Origin of the sequence: Streptomyces tubbatahanensis (assembly GCF_022699385.1) — a bacterium.
Classification (GTDB): Bacteria; Actinomycetota; Actinomycetes; order Streptomycetales; family Streptomycetaceae; genus Streptomyces; species Streptomyces diacarni.
This window is the reverse complement of the sequence record NZ_CP093846.1, coordinates 1,501,269-1,523,381: the sequence shown is the minus strand read 5'-3', so window position 1 is coordinate 1,523,381 and position 22,113 is coordinate 1,501,269. Positions and strand designations below refer to the sequence as shown.

Below are 22,113 nucleotides of genomic sequence, written 5' to 3'. Positions count from 1 at the left end.
CGTGGAGTGAACCCGTGCGAGCCGCTCGTCGTGGTGATGGGTGTGTCAGGGTCAGGCAAGAGCACCGTGGGGGAGTGGCTGGCGGACGCGCTCGGCGTGCCGTTCGCCGACGCGGACGCCTTCCACCCCCGGCACAACATCGAGAAGATGTCCGCCGGTGTTCCGCTGGACGACGCCGACCGGGCTCCGTGGCTGGACGCGATGGCCGACTGGCTCGCCCGGCACGGCGAGGACGGGGCCGTGCTGGTGTGCTCCGCGCTCAAGCACCGCTACCGCGACCGGCTGCGGCAGGCCTCCTCGCGGCTCTTCTTCCTCCATATGGAGGGCTCTTTCGAGCTGATCGCCGAGCGGGTGGCCCGGCGCGAGGGCCACTTCATGCCGCCGAGTCTGCTGCGCTCCCAGTTCGAGGCGCTGGAGCCGCTGGGGGACGACGAGCGGGGCGCGGCGGTCTCGGTGGCGGGCACGCCGCAGGAGACCAGGGCCGAGGCGCTGGCGGAGCTGGAGCGCGCCGGGGTCCGCTGAGGTGCGGGCCCCTTCCCGGCGCGCCCTTCGCGGTTCCGCGGTGCCGCCCCTCGTTTCCTGTCCGTCTCACCAGCCCCCTCCGCCTCACCCACCCCCTCTGTCTCTTTCGTCCCGTTCGTGTGCGGAACGGTGTGCGTTACACCGCTTTCCGCCCGAAGTCCGATGACAGGCACACGGGTGGCGCCCTAGCCTTCGTGCCATGCCCATGGGTGACAACGAGCCGCTGTTCGTACGCGACGAGCGTTCCAGGAACGGCTACGTCCTCAACCACCGCAACCCCTCGGGGCTCGCCCTGATCGTGGTGCTCACGGTCGGCGTGCTGATCCTGGCCGTGGTCGCGCTCGGCTGAGCGGCGGCCGATGCCGGCGCCCCTCCGTGGCGCGGCCGGGCCGCGTCGAAGACTTTCGGGACACCGGGGACGTATGGGGCGGTCGTCCGGTGATCCGCGCCGCTCCCTCTGGACGCCATACCGACTAGTCGGCATGATCGGACGCGACCGATGCCGAAGGAGCGCGCACGATGAGCGAACAGAACCCGCCCGGCCTCGATCTGGCGCGGCTGGCCGCGCACCTGGAGCGCGAGCGGCCCGGCCTCGTACGGGGTCCGCTGAGCGCCGAGGTGGTCCAGGGCGGTCGCTCGAACCTGACGTACCGGGTCACCGACGGGGTCGGCCGCTGGATCGTGCGCCGCCCCCCGCTGGGCCACGTCCTGGCCACGGCACACGACATGACCCGCGAGCACCGCGTCATCAGCGCGCTGCGCGACACCCCCGTACCCGTGCCGGACACCGTGCTGCTGTGCGAGGACCCGGACGTGCTCGGGGCGCCCTTCTACGTCATGGAGCACGTCGAGGGCACCCCGTACCGTACGGCCGGGCAGCTCGCCCCGCTCGGCCCCGAGCGCACCCGCGAGGTCGTCCTCGCCCTGCCCGAGACGCTGGTGGCCCTGCACTCCGTGGACCCCGAAGCGGTCGGGCTCGGCGACTTCGGGCGCCCCGAGGGGTTCTTGGAGCGGCAGCTGCGCAGGTGGGGCAAGCAGCTGGAGGCGTCCCGCAGCCGGGAGCTGGCGGGCATGGACGAGCTGCGCGGCGCGCTGGGCGAGGCGCAGCCCGTCTCGCCCGCGCCCACGGTCGTGCACGGCGACTTCCGCCTCGACAACGTGCTGGTGGACGCCGGCGACCGGGTGGCCGCGGTGCTCGACTGGGAGATGTCCACCCTCGGCGACCCGCTGACCGACCTGGGTCTGCTGGCCATGTACAGCGAGCGTCAGGACGTCCCCGACTCGCCCGTCAGCACGACCAGCACCGCGCCGGGTCACCCCTCGGCCGCCGAGCTGATCGAGCGCTACGCCCGGCTGTCAGGACGGGATGTGACCCGCGTCAACTGGTACACGGCGTTCGCCTACTTCAAGCTCGCCGTGATCCTGGAGGGCATCCACTACCGCTTCACGCTCGGCCAGACCGTCGGCGCCGGCTTCGACCGGATCGGGGAACTCGTCCCGGTCTTCATCGACAACGGACTCACCACACTGCGGAAGGGCTGAGCAGGCGCATGGACTTCGCATACGACCCGCGGACCGAGGAGCTTCGCGAGCGGCTGCTCGCCTTCATGGACGAACACGTGCTCCCGGCCGAACAGGTGGCCGGCGAGCAGCGCGCGGCGCTGGACTCGCCCTGGCGGACCCCGCCCGTCGTCGAGGAACTCAAGGCCACGGCGCGGGAGCTGGGCCTGTGGAACCTCTTCTTCGTAGACGAGCACAGCTTCGTGGACGAGCACAGCTTCGTGGACGAGCACAGCGCGTCGGGCGAGAAGTACGGCGCGGGCCTCACCAACCTCCAGTACGCGCCGCTGGCCGAGATCACCGGGCGCAGCCCGCAGCTCGCGCCGACCGCGCTCAACTGCGCCGCGCCCGACACCGGCAACATGGAGCTGCTGGCCCAGTTCGGCTCGCCCCAGCAGCGCGAGCGGTGGCTGGAGCCGCTGCTGGCGGGCGAGATCCGCTCCGCGTTCGCGATGACCGAACCGGAGGTGGCCTCCTCGGACGCCACCAACATCGCCACCCGTATCCGGCCGGACGGCGAGGGGGGTTACGTCATCTCCGGCCGCAAGTGGTACATCTCGGGCGCCATGAACCCGGACTGCCAGGTCTTCATCGTCATGGGCAAGACCGATCCGGACGGCGAGGACGTGCGCCGCCAGCAGTCCATGGTGCTCGTCCCGCGCGACACCCCGGGCGTCGAGGTGCGCCGCGCCATGTCGGTCTACGGCTACGAGGACCACTACCACGGCGGCCACGCCGAGGTCCTCTTCCACGACGTACGGGTGCCGGCGGCCAACCTGATCGGCGAGGAGGGCGGCGGCTTCGCCATCGCGCAGGCCCGCCTGGGCCCCGGGCGCATCCACCACTGCATGCGGCTGATCGGCATGGCCGAGCGGGCGATCGAGCTGATGTGCCGGCGGGCCGTGGAGCGCTCCGCGTTCGGCAAGCCGCTGGCCCGCCAGGGCGTGGTGCACGAGTGGATCGCCGACGCGCGGGTGCAGGTCGAGCAGTTGCGGCTGCTCGTGCTCAAGACGGCCTGGCTGATGGACACGGTCGGCAACCGCGGCGCCCACACCGAGATCCAGGCCATCAAGATCGCCACCCCGCGGGCCGTGGTGCGCATCATCGACGACGCGGTGCAGCTGCACGGCGCGGGTGGCGTCTCGCAGGACTTCCCCCTCGCCGAGCTGTGGGCGGCGGCGCGCACCCTGCGGCTGGCCGACGGGCCCGACGAGGTGCACCAGCGCTCGCTGGCCCGGCGGGAGCTGAAGCGCTACCTGTGACGCGCCCGGCCCGGTCCGGACCGCAGGGCCGGACCGCAGGGGGGGGCTGCCTCCAGTGGGGGAGGGAACGCCGCGGCGCCTCAACTCCCCTGCGAGTGAGCGGAGTCGACCGTATCGAACGAAGTCGGCCGATGTCGCTCACCGAGGGCCGGTGACTGCCCGGATGCCGAACTCCGGTGATCACGTGCTGACTTGACGTGATCGCATACGTCCGGTTGGGTGATCGGCGACCATGACTCCTCCACCACCGCCGCTCACATTCCGACGCTCCCCGGACGGCAGGCGGCCCGACCCCGCACTGGACGACGCCCCGTTACGCACGGCACGCGACGCCTTCGTCCAGGGCCACTGGGCCGAGGCCAGGACCCTCCTGCAGGAGACCGGCCACGACTGGGACCTGCGCGGCCACCGCGTCATCTGCCTGGCCCGGACACCCGCGGGCGAGGCGTGGACCCGCGAGTGGCAGCTGGCCGAGCCCGACAGCCAGGACGCCGCCCTGCTGCTCGCCTGCGCCATGGCGATGCGCGCCGCCCGGGGCAAGGGCGACGCCAACGCCGCCCGCGTGGCCCTCGACGCCGCCGCCCGCGCGGCCCCCCACGACCCCACCCCCTGGCTCGCGCTGCTCCTGCTGTTCCGCCGGACGGCCACCCCGCCCGACTGCCACCACCCCTTCGGCGAGCTGCACGCGCGCCACCCCGAACACCACCACGGGCACCACCTGATGGCCGCCGCGCTGGCCGAGGAGGGCCGAGGCGTCTACGACTTCGCCGCCCAGGCCGCCGAACGCGCCCCCGCCGACTCGCCGCTCGCCCTGCTGCCCGTCACCGCCCACGCCCAGCGCTTCCGCGTCCTGGCCGCCCGGGGCGAGGTCCCGCCCGATCCGACCGCGGCAGGGCACTGGCACGGACGCCACCCGCGGCGCATCGTCGAGGCCGCCTTCAACTGGTGGCTGGAGTGGGGCGCAGAGGACCGCAACCCGCGCCGCCTCATCGACCTCAACCACCTGGCTTACGCCAAGTTCCACGAGGGGAGGATGGCCGAGGCGGCCGCGCTCTTCCAGCGGATCGGCCCCCACCCGACGCGCGAACCGTGGGCGTTCTCGGGCCGCGAGCCCCACAGGGCGTTCCGCGCCGCGCACCGGACGGCACTGGGAGCCGCCTGAGCGACGCACCGCCCCCGCACGCACCCCCCACCCGAGCACCACAGGACGTCCTGGAAGGAACCCCCGCCATGCTCACGGGCAGCCGGCCGAGCGGCAGCAGTCAGGAGATCAGCACCTACCGGGGCCAGGACCAGGCGTCCTTGCGGGCGGGACGGCTGGGCACGACGGGGCTGCTGCTGTCCGTCCTGGCCGCGACCGCGCCCCTGATGACCGTCGCGGGGGTGATGGCCACGACCTACGCCGTCATGGGCGTCGTGGGTCTGCCGCTCCTCTTCGTCATCCTCGGCGTCCTCATGGCGCTGTTCGGCATCGGGTACGCCGAGATGAGCCGCCACGTGCACAACGCGGGCGCCTTCTACGCCTACATCGCCAGGGGACTTGGCGGGCTCGCCGGATCCTGTGCCTCCTACGTGGCGCTCGTCGCCTACAGCGCGCTCCAGGTCGGGGTCTACGGCATCTTCGGCTTCGAGGTCGCCGGGCTGCTGGAGAAGTTCTTCGAGGTGAGCGTCGCCTGGTGGATCCCCTCGCTGGCCGCTCTCGTGGTGACCGGGGTGCTGGGCGCCCGCAAGATCGACCTGAACGCGAAGGTCGTGGGGGTCGTACTGATCTGCGAGGTGCTGCTCGTCCTGGTCATCGACGTCGCCTACGCCGCCGACCCCGGGCCGCAGGGCCTCTCGCTGCACGCCTTCGACCCGGACACGCTCACCGGGGCCGGTCTTGGCACGGCCCTGTGCTTCACCGTCGCCGCGTTCCTCGGCTTCGAACAGGCGCCCGTCTACGCGGAGGAGACCGACCGGCCGCAGACCGTCGTGCGCCGCGTGATGTTCCTGGCCGTCGGCATCATCGCCGTCTTCTACGCGGTGACGGCCTGGCTCATCAGCGTCGCCACCGGGCCCGACGGGGTGGTGGCCGCCGCGCGCCAGGAGAGCTCGGGGCTCATCTTCACCCTCGCCGAGCCCCGCCTGGGGACCGTCTTCACCGACGTGCTGCACGTCTTCTTCGTCACCGGCGCCTTCGGCTGCATGCTCGCCTTCCACAACGTCGTGGCGCGCTACGCCTTCGCCATGGGACGCGAGGGGCTGCTGCCGCGCGCGGTGGGCCGGGCCTCCGCCGGCACGGGGGCGCCCGCGCTCGGTTCGCTGCTCCAGACGCTGGTGTCCCTCGTGGTCGTCGCCGCCTTCGTCGCCGTCGACGACAAGCCGCACGGCGACCCGAGTGCGCCGGTCCTCCACCTGTTCACCTGGATGGGCAACGTCGGCGCGCTCGGCGTCATCCTGCTGATGACCGTCACCTCGATCGCCGTCATCGTCTTCTTCACCCGGCGCGGCTCCGCCGGGGCGCAGGCCGGACGGCTGGTCTGCTCGGCGCTGGCCGCCGTCGGACTCGGCTTCGTCTTCGGCTACGCCGTCAAGGACTTCGACGTGCTGGTCGGTGCCGCCTCGGGTTCGGCGCTCGGCTGGGTGCTGCCCGGCATCATCGGCGCCGCGGCCGTCGTCGGCCTGACCGTCGGCCTGGTGCTGCGGGCCCGCGCCCCGCACACCTTCGCCCGCATCGGACAGGGCAACGAGGCCTTCCGCCTGGACCAGGCCGCGGGCCGGCAGCAGGGCAGGTGACTCGTTCCCCGGGCAGCCGGCCCGTGGCGGGGTCAGTGGCGTCGCGCGGGCCGGCGCCCCGCCGGCTGTTCGGGGCGGGTGCGCGGCGGGTGGCTGCGCAGCCGGTGGGTGCGGGGTGAGCCGACCTTCGCGGTGAACGGTTCGCCGCAGTGCAGCAGCCGCAGCGGCTCGCCTTCCAGCAGCGTGTAGGTCGCCGACGTGCTCTCGATCTCCACCCGGAGCCTGCGGCCGAGGATCTGGACCGCGAAGGTCAGCCGGCGCAGCTGGTCCGGGAGCGTGGGGGAGAAGTCGAGCGTGCCGTCGCTGTGCCGCATCCCGCCGAAGCCGGCCACCAGCGCGACCCAGGTGCCGGCGAGCGAGGCGATGTGCAGCCCGTCGCGGGTGTTGTTCTCCAGGTCCTCCAGGTCCATCAGCGCCGCCTCGCCCGTGTAGTCGTAGGCGAGTTGGAGGTGCCCGACCTCGGCGGCCATCACCGCCTGGCAGCAGGCGGACAGCGACGAGTCGCGGACCGTCATCTGCTCGTAGTAGGCGAAGTTGCGCTCCTTCTGCTCTGCGGAGAAGGTGTCACCGCGCTTGTACATGGCCAGCACCAGGTCGGCCTGTTTGATGACCTGCTTGCGGTACAGGTCGAAGTAGGGGAAGTGCAGCAGCAGCGGGTACTGGTCGGGGCGGGTGGCGCCGAAGTCCCACAGCTGGTGCCCGGTGAAGCCCGCCGACTGCTCGTGCACGCCCAGCGCCTCGTTGAACGGTATGGCCACGGCGTCGGCCGCGTCCCGCCACGCGGCGGCCTCCTCGTCGTCGACGCCGAGGGCCGCCGCCTGTGCGCCGTACCGCTCCACGGCGTCGGCCGCCGCCCGCAGGTTCGACTGGGCCATCAGGTTGGTGTAGAGGTTGTCGTCCGTGACGGCGCTGTACTCGTCGGGCCCCGTCACCCCGTCGAAGTGGAAGGTGCCGTGGTGGTCGTGGTGGCCCAGCGAGTGCCACAGCCGGGCCGTCTCGACCAGGATCTCCACCCCCGTCTCCCGCTCGAAGTCGGTGTCGCCGCTGGCGGCGACGTACCGCACCACGGCCTCCGCGATGTCGGCGTTGACGTGGAAGGCCGCCGTGCCGGCCGGCCAGTACGCCGAGCACTCCGAGCCGTCGATCGTGCGCCAGGGGAACGTGGCGCCGCGCAGGCCCAGTTGCCGCGCCCGGGCGCGGGCCGCCGGAAGCGTCTCCTGGCGCCAGCGCAGGGCCTCGGCGACGGCGGACGGCGAGGTGTAGGTCAGGACGGGCAGCACGAACGACTCGCCGTCCCAGAAGGTGTGCCCGTCGTACCCCGAGCCGGTCAGCCCCTTGGAGGGGATGGCGCGCTTCTCGGCCCGCGCCCCGGCCTGGAGCACGTGGAAGAGCGCGAAGCGCACCGCCTGCTGGATCTCGGCGTCGCCGTCGACCTCCACGTCCGCGTGCGACCAGAAGTCGTCGAGGTAGGCGCGCTGCGCGTCCACCAGGCCCTGCCAGCCCGCGGTGCGGGCGCCGGCGAGGGCCGCGTCGACCTGGTCGCGGACGGCGGGCAGCGAACGCACCCCGGACCAGCCGTAGGAGACGAGTTTCTCGACGCGCAGCGGCTGTCCGGGGCTCAGCTGCGAGGTGACGGTGAGCCGGGCGACGTTCTCGCCGCTCTCGGCACCGGTGGCGGTGGACTCGGGCCCGTGCACCACGTGATCCGCCGCCGAGCCCACCCGCAGCCCGCTGGTCTCGGTACGGTGCACCAGGCGCAGCCGCATGTCGGAGGCGAAGTCCTCCTCGGGCGTGAGGACGTCCTCCAGCGCGGCCGCCACCCGCGGGTCGCCGCCGCTCTTGTGGGGGAGCTGCTCGTTGGCCACCAGCTCCGACTGGACGACGACGCGCACGTCCGACTCCAGCGGCTCCACCTCGTAGGCGACGGCCGCGATGGCGCGCTGGGTGAAGGAGACCAGCCGCGTCGAGGTCACCCGCACGGTGCAGCCCGCGGGCGAGGTCCACTCGCAGACCCGGCGCAGCAGGCCCGAGCGCAGATCCAGGGTCCGCTCGTGGGAGCGGAGCTTGCCGTAGCGCACGTCGAACGGCTCGTCGTTGACGAGCAGCCGCATCACCTTGCCGTTGGTGACGTTGATGACGGTCTGGCCCGACTCGGGATAGCCGAAGCCGGCTTCCGCGTACGGCAGCGGGTGCAGCTCGTGCACCCCGTTGAGGTAGGTGCCGGGCAGCCCGTGCGGTTCGCCCTCGTCGAGGTTGCCGCGCCATCCGATGTGCCCGTTGGAGAGGGCGAAGACGGATTCGCTCTGCGGCAGGATGTCCAGGCGGAGCTCGTTCTCGTGCAGCGTCCAGGGCTGTACCGCGAAGCAGGAGTGGCTGATCACCTGGCGTCGTCCTTCTCGTCGTCGTGGGGGTCGTCGGGGTCGTCGGGGTCGTCGGGGCGCGCGCTGCCCCGGTCCGCGTCCGTCAGCGCGCTCAGGTCCGGCACGACGGTGTCGGCGCCGTGGGCGCGCAGCGCGTCGGCCTGGCCCGTGCGGTCGACGCCGACGACGTACCCGAAGTGGCCCGCGCGGCCCGCGTCCATGCCCGCCAGCGCGTCCTCGAAGACGGCCGAGGCGCCCGGTTCCACGGCCAGGTCGTGCGCGGCGGCGAGGAAGGTGTCGGGGTGGGGTTTGCCGGGCAGCCCGCGCTCCCTCGCCACCACGCCGTCGATCCGCACGTCGAATTGGTCCTCGATGCCGACGGAGGTGAGGACGTCCCGGCAGTTGGCGCTGGAGGAGACGACGGCGGTCGCCAGCCCCGCCGCGCGCACCGCGTGCAGATAGCGCACGGAGCCGTCGTACGCCTCCACGCCGTCCTCGCGGATCTTCTCCAGCAGCAGCGCGTTCTTGCGGTTGCCCAGCCCGGCCACGGTCTCGCGCTCGGGCGGGTCGTCGGGCGCGCCCTCGGGCAGCTCGATCCCGCGCGAGGCGAGGAAGGTGCGGACGCCGTCGGCCCTGGGGCGTCCGTCCACGTAGGCGTCGTAGTCCGCGACCGGGTCGAAGGCTGCGAAGCCGGGCCCGTCGCGCCCGCGCAGATAGGCGTCGAACATCTCCTTCCACGCGGCGGCGTGCACGACGGCGGTCTTGGTGAGGACACCGTCGAGGTCGAACAGGCATGCGCGGATGCCGTCGGGCAGACCGAGCTTCGTCATGCGTGCCGGGTCCCCTGCCCTCGGGGGCGGCATGCGTGCTGGTGGGCATTGCCGCCCAGGTGGACGCCCGCGGCCCCCGGCGACCCGGCCGCCGCGCGCCCGAGGCCCCGGCTACTCGGCCTCGCGCGGCAGGGGAACCTCCCACACCAGGCGGGTGCCGGGCCCGGCGGCGGAAGCCACGCCGTCCGAGACCGTCAGAGTGCCGCCCAACAGTGCGGCCCGCGAGCGCATGTTGGCCAGTCCTCCGGTGCGGGGCGCGTCACCGAGGCCGACACCGTCGTCGGTGACCGTCAGCGCGATCACGGCGCCCACGGACAGCGCCACGTCCACGTGACGGGCCCGCGCGTGGCGGACGATGTTGCTCAGTGCCTCGCCCAGCACCGCGCTCACCTGCTCCGCCGCCTCGGCCGGCACGTTCGTGTCGACCGGGCCCTCCATGCGCAGCGCGGGCAGGAAACCGAGCCGGTCCGCCGCGTCGCTGACGGCCTTCGCCAGGGTGCGGCGCAGGCTGCTCTGGACGTCCTGCGGGCCCTCGCCCGAGGTGCGCAGCGCGAAGATGGTCGAGCGGATGATCTTGATCGTCTCGTCGAGGTCGTCCACGGCGCGGTTCACCCGCTCGGCCGCCTGCGGGCGGTCGATGAGCCGGCCCGCGCTCTGCAGCGTCATCCCGGTGGCGAACAGCCGCTGGATGGCCAGGTCGTGCAGGTCACGGGCGATCCGGTCGCGGTCGTGGAGCAGCGCCAGCTGCTCGGACTCGGCGCGGTGCTGCGCCATCTCCAGCGCGAGCGCCGCCTGCGCCGCGAAGTCCGACAACAGCTCCACCTCCGTCTCCTCGAACGGCTCCCTCCCCTTCAGCCGGCTCAGCCGCAGCGCGCCAGGCGCGTGTTTCTGCGCCAGCAGCGGTACGGCCACGACGGGACCGTGCGCGCCGCGCCCGGCGGGGAAGGCACGGGTGCGCGAGTCGGCGTCCACGTCGGCCGACACGGCCGACTCGCCGGTGCGCGCCGCCAGCCCCGAGAGCGTCTCGTCGTAGGGCACCACCACCCCGGTCTGCTCCTCGGCGAGCGCCCCGACCGCCACCACCACCCGCAGCCCGTCCGCACCGTCCGCCTGCCCCGCGGCGTCCGGCAGCAGCACGCACGCCGAGTCCGACTGGGCGACATCCAGCGCACGCCAGGCGATCAGCCGCAGCACCTCGCTGGAGGGGGCGCCGCTCAGCAGCAGCCGGGTGATCTCCCCGAGCGCCTCAAGACACTGTTCGCGACGCCGGCTCTCCGCGTACAGCCGCGCGTTGTCGACGGCCACCCCCGCGGCGACCGCCAGGGTGGTGACGACGGCCTCGTCGTCGGCGTCGAACTGAGCGCCGCCCCGCTTCTCGGTCAGGTACAGGTTGCCGAAGACCTCGTCGCGTACCCGCACCGGCACCCCCAGGAACGTGCGCATCGGCGGATGGTGCGCGGGGAAGCCGCGGCTGGCCGGGTGCGCGGTCAGATCGGACAGCCGCAGCGGCTCGGGAGCGCGGATCAGCTCGCCCAGCACCCCGTGCCCCGAGGGCAGCGGCCCGATCCGTGCCGCCTCCTCCTCGCCGATCCCCACCGGCAGGAAGGTCGCCAGGCGCTGCCCCTCGCCGATGACGCCCAGCGCCCCGTACCGGGCGTTCGTCAGGGCCAGCGCCGCCTCGACGATGCGGCGCAGCACCTGCGCCAGATCCAGCTCACGGCCCACGCTCAGGACGGCTTCCAGGAGACTGTGCATCCGGTCCTGGGTGGTGCGGGCGGCATCCAGCCGGGCCTGGAGCTCGTCCAGCAACTCATCCAGCCTCAGATGGGGCAGTCGGCCCTGGTCCTGGTCATGCTGCCCGCCGTCTTCGGCAGCCTCCGCCATGCGCGCCTCCGTGCGACGGTACGACAGCCGGGCCCCCGTGCGGCCGCGAGCCCCGAGAGGGGCAGTCTACGGGCCAACTGACCTCAGGTCGCCTGTCGTTCAGCGCCCCGGGCATCCGGCGAGGAGCGCTCACCACCGCCCGCGGGAGGGCACTCCTCGCCGTCCGCGCACGAGTGCTCCTCCCCGCCCGGGGAGGGGAGCCGCTTCGTGCCTGCCGGGGTGGTGGGCTCGCCCGCGGCCGGGGCCGCCGGGGTGTGCTGTGGCGGGACGGGCGGGCCCGGGGCCCTGCGCCGCTCGTCCATCCGGCGCCACTCGGGCCGCAGCCCGGTCAGGTTGGTCGTCAGGAAGTAGGCGGCGCCGCCCGCGCACAGCACAGGGGCCAGCCCGAAGGACGCCACGGCCGCGCCGGCGAGCAGCCCGCCCAGCGGGATGCCCGCCCAGGCCAGCGAGTCGCCCAGCGCGTTGACCCGGCCCCGCAGCCCGTCGGGGACCCGCTCGAAGTTGACGGCCCCCAGTATCGGGTTGATGAAGCCCGCACCGAACCCGCTGAGCGCGAAGACCACGGGCACCACCCACAGCGGGACGTCCACCGCCAGGATCACAAACCGTGGCGCGCCCGCGAGCAGGAACCCGGCGAAGAACACCACGCGGCGCGGCATGCGGTGCCCGACGGCCGCCGCGACGAGGCTCCCGGCGACCGCCGCGAGCCCCAGCGAGCTGTTGGCCAGGCCCATCGCCTCAGGGCCGTGGCCCGACTCGCGCGCCCAGACCGGGACCAGCAGCGAGGTGAACGCCGCGTCCAGCAGGTTGGTCACGCCCACCATGACGATGACGGTGAGCAGCAGCCCGTCACCGCGCAGGAAGCGGAAACCCTCGCCCATGCGCTGCCAGTAGCCGGGCCCGGGGCCGTCCGTATCCGCGGGCGGGGCTTCCTCGTCCGCCGCCGTCCGCCGCCGGTGCGGCAGCGCCAGGACGACGACAAGGGATCCCGACGCGAAACAGACCGCGATGGCGATCAGCGCGGTGGGCGCACCCAGCAGCGCCACCACCGTGCCGCCTGCCGCGGGGCCGACCGTGGAGGCCAGCCGCTCGGTGACCCCGGCGAGGCCCGCCGCGCGCTCCAGCGGCACCAGGCCGCGCGCGGCGGCCTGCGGGACCATGATCTCCTTGGACAGGTCGCCGGGGCCCCGTGCCGCGCCGATCACCGCGACCAGGAGCAGCAGCAGCCAGAACGAGAGCACATCCACCAGGTGCAGCACCGCGACCGCGGTGATCGCCGCCGCGCTGACCACATCGGTGATCCACGAGACCGTACGCGGCCCCACCAGGTCCACGAGCGGCCCGGTGAAGGCCTTGACGAGGACGTAGGGCGCCAGCTCGCAGAGCGAGACCAGACCGGTCTGCGCCGTGCTGCCCGTCGTCACGAGCACGAACCAGGGAAGCGCGATGGCCGATATCCGGGTGCCGGTCAAGGAGACCGCCATCGCCGTCAGGACACCCGCCAGCGGGCGGATGCTCCTGCTCCGCCGGGGGTGCTCCGTCATAGTCCGCACTCTAAGGGGTGCGGGCCCGCGGTCGCCGAGCCGCCCCGGACCGCGGGAGCCCCTCGCGCTCCGGGTGCCGAACGGCCCCTACTCACCGGGCGGGCCATGCCCCAGGCTGGGGGCGTTCCGAGGAGGTCAAGTGCCGGGTTCCGACAGCCGGGGCGCGAGATCAGCGCGCCCCGCCGCCCCTGTCCGTGTGTTTCTGCTCGACGACCACGAGGTGGTGCGGCGCGGACTGCGCGACCTCCTGGAGGCGGAGGACGACCTCAGCGTCGTCGGCGAGGCCTGCGACGCGGCGCAGGCGCTGGCCCGGGTCCCCGCGTTGAGACCCGACGTGGCCGTGCTCGACGTGCGGCTCGGCAGCGGCGCGGGACCGGGCGAGAACGGCGGCGCGGGACCGGGCGCGAACAGCGGCGAGAGGACCGGGGAGGGCGGCGGCGACCACGGGGGCATCGAGGTCTGCCGCGAGCTGCGGGCGCTGAGCCCCGACCTGGTCTGCCTCATGCTGACCTCGTTCGACGACGACGAGGCGCTGTTCGACGCGGTCATGGCGGGCGCCGCCGGGTACGTGCTCAAGCAGATCAGAGGCGCCGACCTGGTGAGCGCGATCCGGACGGTGGCGTCCGGCGGCTCGCTGATCGACCCGGGCACGCGGGCGCGGGTCACGGCGCGCGCCGCGGCGCCGGGGACGGGCCGCGAGGGCCGGGCCGTACCGGCCGAGCTGGCGCGGCTCACCCCGCGCGAACGCGAGGTGCTGACCCTGGTGGGGGAGGGGCTGACCAACCGGCAGATCGGTGAGCGGCTCTTCCTCGCGGAGAAGACCGTCAAGAACCGGATCTCGGCGATCCTGGGCAAGCTCGGCGTGGGACGTCGGGTGCAGGCCGCGGTGCTCGCCGAGCGGCTCAGCCAGGAGAGCCCCGCACCCGGGGGCGGCCCCCTGCCGGGAGACCTCACACCGTAGGCGCCCGGGCGCCGCGCGGGGCCCGCCGCGGGGGGCCCGCCGCGCGGGCATTCCGTGCCGGCCCACCGCGTCAGCGGGTCTCGCGGAGGCGGTCCAGTTCGCGCCGGTCGCGTTTGGTGGGGCGTCCGGCGCCGCGCTCGCGGCGGGCGACGACGGGGATCTCGGTGACGGGCGGCGGAGGCGGAGAGTTGTCCACGTAGGCCTCCGCGGCCACGGGCGCCCCGACCCGCTTCCTGAGCAGGCGCTTGACGACGACGATGCGTTCCCGCCCGGCGTGCCGCACCCGTACCTCGTCCCCGACCTTGACGGAGTGCGCCGCCTTCACCCGCTCACCGTTGACCTTGACGTGTCCGCCGCGCGCCGCGGTCGCCGCCTGGGAGCGGGTCTTCGTCAGCCGCACGGACCAGATCCAGCTGTCGACCCGCACCGGTCCTTCGTCTGCCGTCATGCTGTCCGACTCTAGGCGCAGTGCAGGCCGGGCGGGACCCGCTCGGCGGTACCGGGGCAGTGCAGGCCGGGCGGGACCCGCTCGGCGGTACCGGCCGTCTCCCACCCGGCACGGCGCCGCGGGCGGGCGCACAATGCCGACATATGGACGTCTCGTCTGACCGCACCACCGAGGACGCTCTCGCCGAGCTGCACCGGCTCGCGCTGCGCACGGTCGCGCGGGCACGGCACCGGGCGCGCGCCCGGATCGCCGCCGAGCCGACCGACGGCCGCCCGGAAGGGGAGGCGGGCCCGCCGAGCCCGTGCGTGACCGAAGGCGCCGAGCAGGCGCCGCCCAGCGACGTGGCGGTGCTGCCGGGCCTGCCTTCCTGGATTCCGGCGGTGCTGGGCGTGCTGCGGGGCAGCTCGACGGTGCTGCGGCCCGACGTCGCGCCGGACGGGACGGTGTGCGACTTCACGGTCGTGGGGGCCAACCACTTCGAGCTGAGCGGGGTGGAACGCGGCTCGTTCGACTTCCTGGGCAAGCGCCTGTCCGAGACCAGGCCGGGGGTGCGCACCAGCGGAATGTACGACGTGTACCGCGCGGCGCTGGAGAAGGGCACCCCCGTCTCCAGCGACACCGTCGACTACGTGGACGTCGTGGACGGGGTGCTCCAGCGTGCCAGGCTGCGCGGCACCGTCACCGTGCTGCCCCGGCTCGGGCTGCTGCTGACGAACTGGGAGCCGGTGGGCGAGGCCAGGCTCAGCCGCCGCGTCCAGGAGGGCGGCCGGATGGGGTGGGCCGAATGGGATCTGATCAGCGGTCGCACCCGCTGGTCGCCCGGGCTGCGCGCACTGCTGGGGCTGCGGGAGGCGCCGCCGGACGGCGTCACGCTGGAGGACGTGCCAGAGGCGGAGGGGGCGGGGCGTACCGTCGCCTCCGCCAAGGACGTCGCTGCGGACCTGATCACCGTCGGACGGAAGATCGACCCCGCGGACGTACCCGGGTTCGCGGCCGACATGCGGGACCTGCTGCGCGGCGTCGAGGTGCCCGACCGCGAGCTGACCGTCCGGGTGGACGGTACGCGGCGGCGGATCCGCTGGGTGGGGCACGCCCAGCCGGAGGGCGCCGAGGTACCCGAGTCCCTGCTGTTCGCCGCACGCAACCTCACCGGGCAGGAGGAGGAGCTGCGCGAGGCGCTCGTCGAGGCCGAGCGGCTGCGGCAGGAGGCGGCCGCCGAGCGGCGGGTCTCCGAGACGTTCCGCAAGGCCCTCGTCCCGCCCCTGGAAGCGCTGACGCCGCCGTGGATCTCGGTCAGCTCCGCTTACGTGCCGTCCGACTCGGGCGTGGGCGGTGACTGGTACAAGTGCCGCGAGCTCCCCGACGGCCGGGTGCTGCTGGCTGTCGGTGACGCCTCGGGGCACGGGGTTCAGGCGGCCAGCCGGGCCGTGCAGCAGCGCTCCGCCCTCGCCGGTCTCGCCTACACCGGCGGGGACGCGGCGCAGCTGGTGTGGGCGCTGGGGGAGGTCGTCTACAACGACTACTACGGCAACCTCGACACCACCGCCACGTGCGTGGTCGGGCACCTCTTCCCCCGGGAGCGGGCCTTTCGCTGGGCCAGCGCGGGACACCCCACGCCGATCCTGGTCAGGGACGGCGAGCCGCGGCTGCTCGAAGGCGAGCACGGCATGATGCTGGGCGTGCTGGCGGACGCGGCCTACACGACCAACACCGCCCAACTGCACCCCGGCGACCTGCTGCTCCTCTACACCGACGGCGTCGTCGAGCGCCGCGGCAGCGACCTGGAGACCGGCTCCGCGGCCCTCCTGGAGGCCGTGCGGACGTGGGAGGCCAAGGGGCGGCTCGCCGAGTCGGCGGCGGAGCGCCTGGTCGCCCATCTGCTGGGCCCCGGGGCGGAGGACGACGCGACGGTCCTCGCCATCCAGGTGTCCTGAGACCCGCTGAGACCCGTCAGTGGGGGTCGGCCTTGCCGCGTTCGTAGCGGCGGAGCCTGCGGTAGCCGGTCAGCTCCCCTTCGGAGTCCAGCGTCATCTCGTACGAGCCGAGCATGCTCACGCTGTCCGGGATCTTCCGCAGCTCGACGACCTCCACGTGCAGCGTCCACCCCTTGTCCTCGCCTCTGACGACCGAGGAGACCGTCTCCGCCTCCAGCCCGGTCAGCTCCTCGATGGTTTCCCGCGCGGAGCGCAGCACCTGAGCGGTGGTGGGCGCCTTGGCCTCGGCGGCGGGCTGCTTGCGCGCGGCCTTCTGCCGCGTTTCCGAGGTGGCGTTCCGCTGCGTGCCCGAGCGCGCCGAGTCGGACTTCTTGCGTGGGGCTGCCGCCCGGGCCGTCTTCTTGGCCGTGCCGCCCGCGCTCTCACTCATCCCGGTTCTCCTCCCTCCCCACGCGTGCGGGGAATCGGCGGACCGGGCGGGTGCCCGCTGTGCGCCGAGTGAACCGGGGCAGGCAGGGTACGGGTGAGGGCCGGAGACCGGGCGGGTCAGTCCTCGCCGCGGAAGATGTGGGACTCCGGGTCCCGGTCCCCGGACGGAGCACGCGGCCCGTAGCCCATCGGGCCGTCCGGGCGGCGCGTCGTGCGTGCGAGGAGCACGGGAGCGTGACGCTGGTCCCGGGCGTCCTCGTCGTGCCTGGTGCCCTGGCTTCGTTGCACCACGATCACCTCCATGTTCGACGCACACCCGGGTCCCCACCCCTCGTGGGGCGAAACGGTCACCGGGGGAGGGAAGGGGCCCTAAGGAGATGAGATGGCGCACAAGCCCGAGGTGACCGAACTGCTCGCGGACGCGCACGCCGAGACGGAGCGGCTGGTCACCACGTACGAGGCGACGCGTGACCCCGAACGGCGCGCCGCCCTCGCCGAGGCGTTGGACGCCGCCGTCAGGCGGCGCGCTCTCGCCCGGGAGCGGGAACTGGACCCGGTGCTGCGGCGGGTGCTCCCCGACGGCGACCGGGTCGCCGCCGCCGCGGCCCGGCGCGCGGCCGCGACGTGCGCGGCGGTGCGCCGGCTGCGCGGCCTCGCGCCCGACGCCCCGGCCGCCGGCCGGGAGATCGCCGCGGTACTGGACGCGGTGCGTGCCGCGGCGCGCACCGACGAGGAAGAGGTCTTCCCACCGCTGCGGGACCGGCTGGGCCACCGCGCGCGGCGGGAGCTGGGTGCCGCCGTGGAGCGGGCTTGGACCTGCGGCGAAGCACGCGGGGTTTGACCCTTGGCCCGAGGGCTACCCGGTCCGGCGCCGCGGCGTGGCCGCGGCCTTCGAGACACATCAGGCCCGTGAAATCGCGGGCCGTGCGCGGTAGTTGACCGCGAGCTGGGCCACTAGTGACGCCAAGAAGCGAAGGAGGCTCCGTCCTCATGACTGTCGCTCCGGCACAACAGCAAGGCGGCGGCACCGGCAATCTCTACGACGTACTGGAGCTCGTCCTCGACCGGGGGCTGGTGATCGACGCGTTCGTGCGGGTGTCCCTCGTCGGGATCGAGATTCTCAAGATCGACGTCCGCGTCGTGGTCGCGAGCGTCGACACGTATCTGAAGTTCGCCGAGGCCTGCAACCGGCTCGACCTGGAGGCAGGCCCCCGCAAGGACCCCGGACTGCCGGACCTGGTCGGTGAGATGACCGAGTCGGGCGCCAAGGGGAAGACCAAAGGAGCGCTGAGCGGCGCGGCGCAGACCGTGTCCGACGCCTTCCAGCAGGCACGTGACGAGTCCCAGGACAACGGCGGCGGCACCAAGCGCCGTGCTGCCCCGGCCCGCAGGAAGGAGGAGCGGGAGTGAGTACCTACGTCTACGGGATCGCCCGGACGCCGGCCCCGCCTTTCCACGGGGACCTCACCGGGGTGGGCGACCCCCCGCGCCCGGTGCGCGTGGTCGAGCGCGAGGGGCTGGTCGCGCTGGTGAGCGACGCCCCCGACGATCTGAAGCCCAAGCGCAGGGAGCTCCTCGCCCACCAGCAGGTGCTGGCGCAGGCGAGCGCCGAGCGCCCTGTCCTGCCGATGCGGTTCGGCAGCCTCTCCGAGGACGACGAGGCCGTCGGTGACGTCCTGCTGGAGCGTGCCGAGCACTTCCGCGAGCGGCTCGACGCGCTGGAGGGCAGGGTCGAGTACAACGTCAAGGCCAGCCACGACGAGGAAGCGGTGCTGCACGTCGTCATGGCGGAGCAGCCCGCGCTGCGGGCCGAGAGCGAGGCCAACCGCGCGGCGGGAGGCGGGAGCTACGAGCAGAAGCTCCAGCTCGGTGAGAAGGTCGCCCGCGCCGTGCAGGCGCGTGAGTCCGCCGACGCCGCGTTGGTGCGACAGGCGCTGGAACCGCTGGCCGCCGAGGTCAGCGAGGGCCCCGAGAGCGGTGGCTGGCTGACCAACCTGTCCTTCCTCGTCGACCGGGAAGGCGCTGACGAACTGCTCGCGGCGCTGGAGGAGTTGCAGACCTCGGCGCCCCAGCTGGACCTCACGGTCAACGGCCCCCTTCCGCCCTACAGCTTCGTCGAGAAGGCCGACGCCCCGGCCGGCGCCGCGGGAACCCCTTCCGCGGCGGGCTGACAGGAGGCCGGTATGAGCCTGATCAGCGAACTGCTGCTGCTGCCCGCCGCTCCGCTGCGCGGCACCGCGTGGGTGCTGCGGCAGGTGCGGGACGAGGCGGAGCGGCAGTACCGCGATCCCGCCACCGTGCAGCGCGAGCTGCGCGAGCTGGAGCGGGCGCTGCTGGCCGGTGAGATCGACGAAGCCGAGTTCGACCGGCGCGAGGACGAACTCCTCGCGCGTCTGGAGAACAGGAACCCATGGACATGAACAACAGACTGACGATGGCGCTGGCCGTCGCCGGGGGTTACGTCCTCGGCCGCACCAAGAAGGCGAAGTTCGCCTTCGGCGTCGCGACGATGGTGGCCGGCAAGCGGCTCAAGCTCGACCCGCAGGCGCTGGTCGGCTTCGCCAAGGACCAGCTCGCGAACAATCCGCAGTTCAAGGAGTTGGGCGACCAGCTGCGCACCGACCTGCGCGGCGCGGGCAAGGCGGCCACGGGCGCCCTGGTCAACCGCCAGGTCAACGCGCTGGCCGACCGGCTGCACGAGCGCACCCTCGACGTGCGCGGCCAGCTGTCCGGCGCCTCGGACAGCGCGAAGGAGACGGCCGGGAACGCGGTCTCCACCGCCAAGGACACGGCCGGGGACGCGGGCGCGCCAGGGCAGGACGGCGAGGAGCGCGACGAGCGCGCCGACGGCGAGCGGGAGTCCGAGGCCCCGGCGGACTCCCGCTCGTCCGGCACCGGTGCCAAGGCGGCAGGCGGCGCGCAGAAGACGGCCGGCAGGGCGAGGAAGTCCACCGGCACGGCGAAGAAGTCCGCGGCTCAGCGCCCGGCCACGAAGCAGTCGCAGGGACGGGCGACGGGCAAGAAGGCTGCCTCGTCCTCGTCGGGCACCGCCAGGTCGTCCTCCCGCTCCTCGACCGCGAAGCGGACCGGCACCGCGTCGGCTGCCAAGCCGGCCTCGACGAGGGCGAAGGGCAGCGGTGCGAAGGGAGGCCGGAGCCGTGGCTGACACCCAGACGAAGGACGGCGGCGGAAAGCTGCTCGGCGGGCTCGACACCGCGGCGACCGACCGGCTGAAGTCGGTGGCGAAGGAGTTCGCCATGGCGGAGGCGGAGAAGCTGCTGAGCGGGGTGGGCCGCAAGCTGGGCCAGACCACCGGCAAGCTCAACGACGTCGCCGAGGGCAACAGCCCGGGGCTGGGCAAGCTGGCGCTGGACAGCGGTCGCAAGATCATGGACGGCAAGGGCCCGCTGCGCACCGCGATGGAGGTGGGCGGTGGCCACCTCAAGGACAAGGCCGTCGAGGGCATCAAGGGCGTGTTCGGCGGCGGAGGCAAGAAGCGGAAGGGCAGCGGCGGCCAGAAGCCGGTCGTCATCCTGGAGTACGTGGACGTGGGCGTGCCGATAAGAGACGCCTACGACCAGTGGACCCAGCTGCAGGACTTCAGCTCCTTCACCAAGGGCGTCCAGGACGTCACGGTCGCCGACGACACCACCTCCGACTGGAAGGCGAAGGTCTTCTGGTCCAACCGGAGCTGGAAGGCCACGACCACGGAGCAGGTCCCCGACCAGCGCATCGCCTGGACCTCCGAGGGTGCCAAGGGCAGCACGAAGGGCGTGGTGACCTTCCACGAGCTGACGGACACCCTCACGCGGGTCGTGCTGCTGATCGAGTACTACCCCAAGGGTCTGTTCGAGAAGACCGGCAACATCTGGCGCGCGCAGGGCAGGCGGGCCAGGCTCGACCTCAAGCACTACGTCCGCCACATCGCCATGAAGGGCGAGGCCGACGACGGCTGGCGCGGCGAGATCCGCGACGGCGAGGTCGTCGTCTCGCACGAGGACGCGGTCGCCGAGGAGGAGAACGAGAACGCCGAGGGCGCCGGAAGCGATGCCCCGGACGAGGCGGAGGAGGCCGAGGAGCCCGAGGGCCGGGCGGAGGACGCGTACGACGACGAGGAGTACGAGGACACCGAGGCCGCAGCGGACGAGCCCGAGGACGCCGAGGACGCCGACGACTCCGAGGAGTTCGACGAGCCGGAGGCGGCCTACGACGAGGACGCCGAAGCCGAGGACACCGAGGCCGAAGGCGAGGAGCCGGAGGGCGAGGAGATCGAGGAGGGTGAGGAGCCCGAAGGCGAGTACGACGAGGAGTACGAGGACGCCGAGGCCGCAGCGGAGGAGACCGAGCCCGAGGACGCCGAGGGCGAGTACGCCGCGGCGGGTGAGCGCAGGTGAGCACGCCGATGCCAGGGGCGAGCAGGCTGCCCGACCGCTACGAGGGCGGCAGCAGCGCGAACCTCGCCGACATCCTCGAACGGGTCCTCGACAAGGGCGTGGTGATCGCGGGGGACATCCGCATCAACCTGCTCGACATCGAGCTGCTGACCATCAAACTCCGACTGATCGTCGCCTCCGTCGACAAGGCCAAGGAGATGGGCATCGACTGGTGGGAGACCGATCCGGCGCTCAGCTCGAACGCCCGCAGGGGCGAGCTGTCCGAGGAGAACGCGCGGCTGCGTGAGCGCGTCGCCGAGCTGGAGGGCAGGGCGCCGGGGTCCGGAGCCGAGGGAGCCGAGCGCGGGGAGCCGAGGGAGCCCAGGGAGGTGGAAGGCCGTGAGCGGTGAGCTGCGGTATGTCTACGCGGTGACCGCGCCCCTGGCCGGGCCGCTGCCGGCGGAGCTGCGGGGCGTCGGCGGCGCGGCCCCCTACACCGTCGAGCACGCCGGGCTGGTGGCGGTGACGGGCGTCGTGCCCGAGGCCGACTTCGCCGAGGAGCCGTTGCGCGCCCACCTGGAGGACCTGCGCTGGCTGGAGGAGACGGCACGCGCCCACCAGGGCGTCGTGGCCGCGCTGACCGCGCTGACCTGTCCGCTTCCGCTGCGTCTGGCGACCGTCTACCTGGACGACGACGGTGTGCGGCGTGCGCTGGAGGAGGGCCGGGAGGCGTTCGCGGCGACCCTGGAGCGGCTGGAGGGGCGCGTCGAGTGGGGCGTGAAGGTGTACGCGCAGCGCCGCGCGCCGGAACCGGCCGCCGCCGGCGCCGCGCCCAGCAGCGGGCGGGACTTCCTGCGCCGCCGCAAGCAGGAGGTGACCGCCCGGGAGAACGCGCTGGAGGAGGCCGAGGAGCTCGGCCGTACGCTGCACGCGGCGCTCGCCGCGCAGGCGGAGGACGTGCGGGTCCACCCGGCGCAGAACCCGCAGCTCTCCCAGGCCCCGGGCCAGAACCTGCTCAACGCGGCCTACCTGGTGGAGCGCGAGCGGTCGGAGGAGTTCGTCGAGCGCGTCGAACAGCTGGGCGGCCACGATCCCGCGGTCCGGGTCGAGCTGACCGGCCCGTGGGCGCCCTACTCCTTCGCGTCAGGTCAGGCCGGTGCCGAGGGGAACGCGGAGGGCCGCCATGACGGCGCCGTCGGCTGAACCGCCCGTGGCGCCGGGCCCAGGGCCC

At 73.5% G+C, this 22,113-nt stretch carries 23 protein-coding genes; 16 read left to right on the top strand and 7 right to left on the bottom strand.

What is annotated here, in order from left to right:
- Nucleotides 1-36 precede the first annotated feature (36 nt).
- The 6 genes from MMF93_RS06570 (at nt 37) to MMF93_RS06545 (ending at nt 6,119) form a co-directional block, all read left to right on the top strand.
- A complete protein-coding gene (locus MMF93_RS06570; RefSeq protein WP_242757310.1) occupies nt 37-522 on the top strand; it encodes a gluconokinase in 486 nt (161 codons plus the stop codon).
- A gap of 199 nt (nt 523-721) precedes the next feature.
- Nucleotides 722-871, top strand: a complete 150-nt coding sequence (locus MMF93_RS06565; protein ID WP_181860766.1) for a hypothetical protein — start codon at nt 722-724, stop codon at nt 869-871.
- A 170-nt stretch (nt 872-1,041) separates the two neighbouring features.
- Entirely contained in the window at nt 1,042-2,064 is a 1,023-nt protein-coding gene (locus MMF93_RS06560) for a phosphotransferase family protein (RefSeq protein WP_242750131.1), read from the top strand.
- A gap of 8 nt (nt 2,065-2,072) precedes the next feature.
- Nucleotides 2,073-3,344, top strand: a complete 1,272-nt coding sequence (locus MMF93_RS06555) for an acyl-CoA dehydrogenase family protein (protein ID WP_242750130.1) — start codon at nt 2,073-2,075, stop codon at nt 3,342-3,344.
- A gap of 232 nt (nt 3,345-3,576) precedes the next feature.
- Nucleotides 3,577-4,506: a hypothetical protein gene (locus MMF93_RS06550; protein WP_242750129.1), complete on the top strand. Its 930-nt coding sequence runs from the start codon at nt 3,577-3,579 to the stop codon at nt 4,504-4,506.
- Nucleotides 4,507-4,574: 68 nt separating this feature from the next.
- On the top strand, nt 4,575-6,119 hold the full coding sequence (locus MMF93_RS06545; RefSeq protein ID WP_242750128.1) for an APC family permease: 1,545 nt from the start codon (nt 4,575-4,577) through the stop codon (nt 6,117-6,119).
- Nucleotides 6,120-6,151: 32 nt separating this feature from the next.
- Here the strand turns inward: MMF93_RS06545 and MMF93_RS06540 are convergent, their stop codons facing one another.
- From MMF93_RS06540 to MMF93_RS06525, 4 genes are all read right to left on the bottom strand, one after another.
- Complete coding sequence (locus MMF93_RS06540) at nt 6,152-8,500, bottom strand: glycoside hydrolase family 65 protein (RefSeq protein WP_242750127.1); 2,349 nt, start codon at nt 8,498-8,500, stop codon at nt 6,152-6,154.
- Entirely contained in the window at nt 8,497-9,309 is an 813-nt protein-coding gene (locus tag MMF93_RS06535; protein WP_242750126.1) for an HAD family hydrolase, read from the bottom strand. The genes MMF93_RS06540 and MMF93_RS06535 overlap by 4 nt, the downstream gene beginning before the upstream one ends.
- A gap of 111 nt (nt 9,310-9,420) precedes the next feature.
- A complete protein-coding gene (locus MMF93_RS06530; protein ID WP_242750125.1) occupies nt 9,421-11,193 on the bottom strand; it encodes a GAF domain-containing sensor histidine kinase in 1,773 nt (590 codons plus the stop codon).
- 83 nt (nt 11,194-11,276) lie between these two features.
- Nucleotides 11,277-12,737, bottom strand: a complete 1,461-nt coding sequence (locus tag MMF93_RS06525; RefSeq protein WP_242750124.1) for an MFS transporter — start codon at nt 12,735-12,737, stop codon at nt 11,277-11,279.
- A gap of 139 nt (nt 12,738-12,876) precedes the next feature.
- Here MMF93_RS06525 and MMF93_RS06520 point away from each other — a divergent pair, with 139 nt between their 5' ends.
- Nucleotides 12,877-13,698, top strand: a complete 822-nt coding sequence (locus MMF93_RS06520; RefSeq protein WP_242750123.1) for a response regulator transcription factor — start codon at nt 12,877-12,879, stop codon at nt 13,696-13,698.
- Between the two features lie 70 nt (nt 13,699-13,768).
- On the opposite strand, the gene MMF93_RS06515 is transcribed toward MMF93_RS06520, so the two are convergent.
- The gene (locus tag MMF93_RS06515; protein WP_242750122.1) at nt 13,769-14,146 is read right to left on the bottom strand and encodes an RNA-binding S4 domain-containing protein; all 378 of its coding nucleotides are present in this window, start codon (nt 14,144-14,146) and stop codon (nt 13,769-13,771) included.
- A 143-nt stretch (nt 14,147-14,289) separates the two neighbouring features.
- Between MMF93_RS06515 and MMF93_RS06510 the strand changes: the two genes are divergently transcribed.
- Nucleotides 14,290-16,080 carry a PP2C family protein-serine/threonine phosphatase gene (locus tag MMF93_RS06510; protein ID WP_242750121.1) on the top strand — a complete coding sequence of 597 codons (1,791 nt, stop codon included), beginning with the start codon at nt 14,290-14,292 and terminating at the stop codon, nt 16,078-16,080.
- 16 nt (nt 16,081-16,096) lie between these two features.
- On the opposite strand, the gene MMF93_RS06505 is transcribed toward MMF93_RS06510, so the two are convergent.
- The gene (locus MMF93_RS06505) at nt 16,097-16,510 is read right to left on the bottom strand and encodes a gas vesicle protein GvpO (RefSeq protein ID WP_242750120.1); all 414 of its coding nucleotides are present in this window, start codon (nt 16,508-16,510) and stop codon (nt 16,097-16,099) included.
- A 116-nt stretch (nt 16,511-16,626) separates the two neighbouring features.
- Nucleotides 16,627-16,800 carry a hypothetical protein gene (locus tag MMF93_RS06500; RefSeq protein ID WP_242750119.1) on the bottom strand — a complete coding sequence of 58 codons (174 nt, stop codon included), beginning with the start codon at nt 16,798-16,800 and terminating at the stop codon, nt 16,627-16,629.
- Between the two features lie 91 nt (nt 16,801-16,891).
- Between MMF93_RS06500 and MMF93_RS06495 the strand changes: the two genes are divergently transcribed.
- From MMF93_RS06495 to MMF93_RS06460, 8 genes are all read left to right on the top strand, one after another.
- On the top strand, nt 16,892-17,350 hold the full coding sequence (locus MMF93_RS06495) for a hypothetical protein (RefSeq protein ID WP_242750118.1): 459 nt from the start codon (nt 16,892-16,894) through the stop codon (nt 17,348-17,350).
- A gap of 149 nt (nt 17,351-17,499) precedes the next feature.
- Nucleotides 17,500-17,919: a gas vesicle structural protein GvpA gene (locus tag MMF93_RS06490; RefSeq protein ID WP_242750117.1), complete on the top strand. Its 420-nt coding sequence runs from the start codon at nt 17,500-17,502 to the stop codon at nt 17,917-17,919.
- Nucleotides 17,916-18,680 (top strand): GvpL/GvpF family gas vesicle protein, encoded by a 765-nt coding sequence (locus MMF93_RS06485; protein ID WP_242750116.1) that lies wholly within the window; start codon nt 17,916-17,918, stop codon nt 18,678-18,680. The genes MMF93_RS06490 and MMF93_RS06485 overlap by 4 nt, the downstream gene beginning before the upstream one ends.
- Nucleotides 18,681-18,692: 12 nt before the next feature.
- Nucleotides 18,693-18,929, top strand: a complete 237-nt coding sequence (locus MMF93_RS06480) for a gas vesicle protein GvpG (protein WP_242750115.1) — start codon at nt 18,693-18,695, stop codon at nt 18,927-18,929.
- On the top strand, nt 18,926-19,675 hold the full coding sequence (locus MMF93_RS06475) for a DNA primase (RefSeq protein ID WP_242750114.1): 750 nt from the start codon (nt 18,926-18,928) through the stop codon (nt 19,673-19,675). Before MMF93_RS06480 ends, MMF93_RS06475 begins: the two co-directional genes overlap by 4 nt.
- Nucleotides 19,647-20,903, top strand: a complete 1,257-nt coding sequence (locus MMF93_RS06470) for an SRPBCC family protein (RefSeq protein ID WP_423835365.1) — start codon at nt 19,647-19,649, stop codon at nt 20,901-20,903. The genes MMF93_RS06475 and MMF93_RS06470 overlap by 29 nt, the downstream gene beginning before the upstream one ends.
- 8 nt (nt 20,904-20,911) lie before the next feature.
- Nucleotides 20,912-21,292, top strand: coding sequence for a gas vesicle protein (locus MMF93_RS06465; protein ID WP_242757306.1), 381 nt, complete (start codon nt 20,912-20,914; stop codon nt 21,290-21,292).
- The gene (locus tag MMF93_RS06460) at nt 21,282-22,085 is read left to right on the top strand and encodes a GvpL/GvpF family gas vesicle protein (RefSeq protein ID WP_242750113.1); all 804 of its coding nucleotides are present in this window, start codon (nt 21,282-21,284) and stop codon (nt 22,083-22,085) included. The genes MMF93_RS06465 and MMF93_RS06460 overlap by 11 nt, the downstream gene beginning before the upstream one ends.
- Nucleotides 22,086-22,113: the final 28 nt, after the last annotated feature.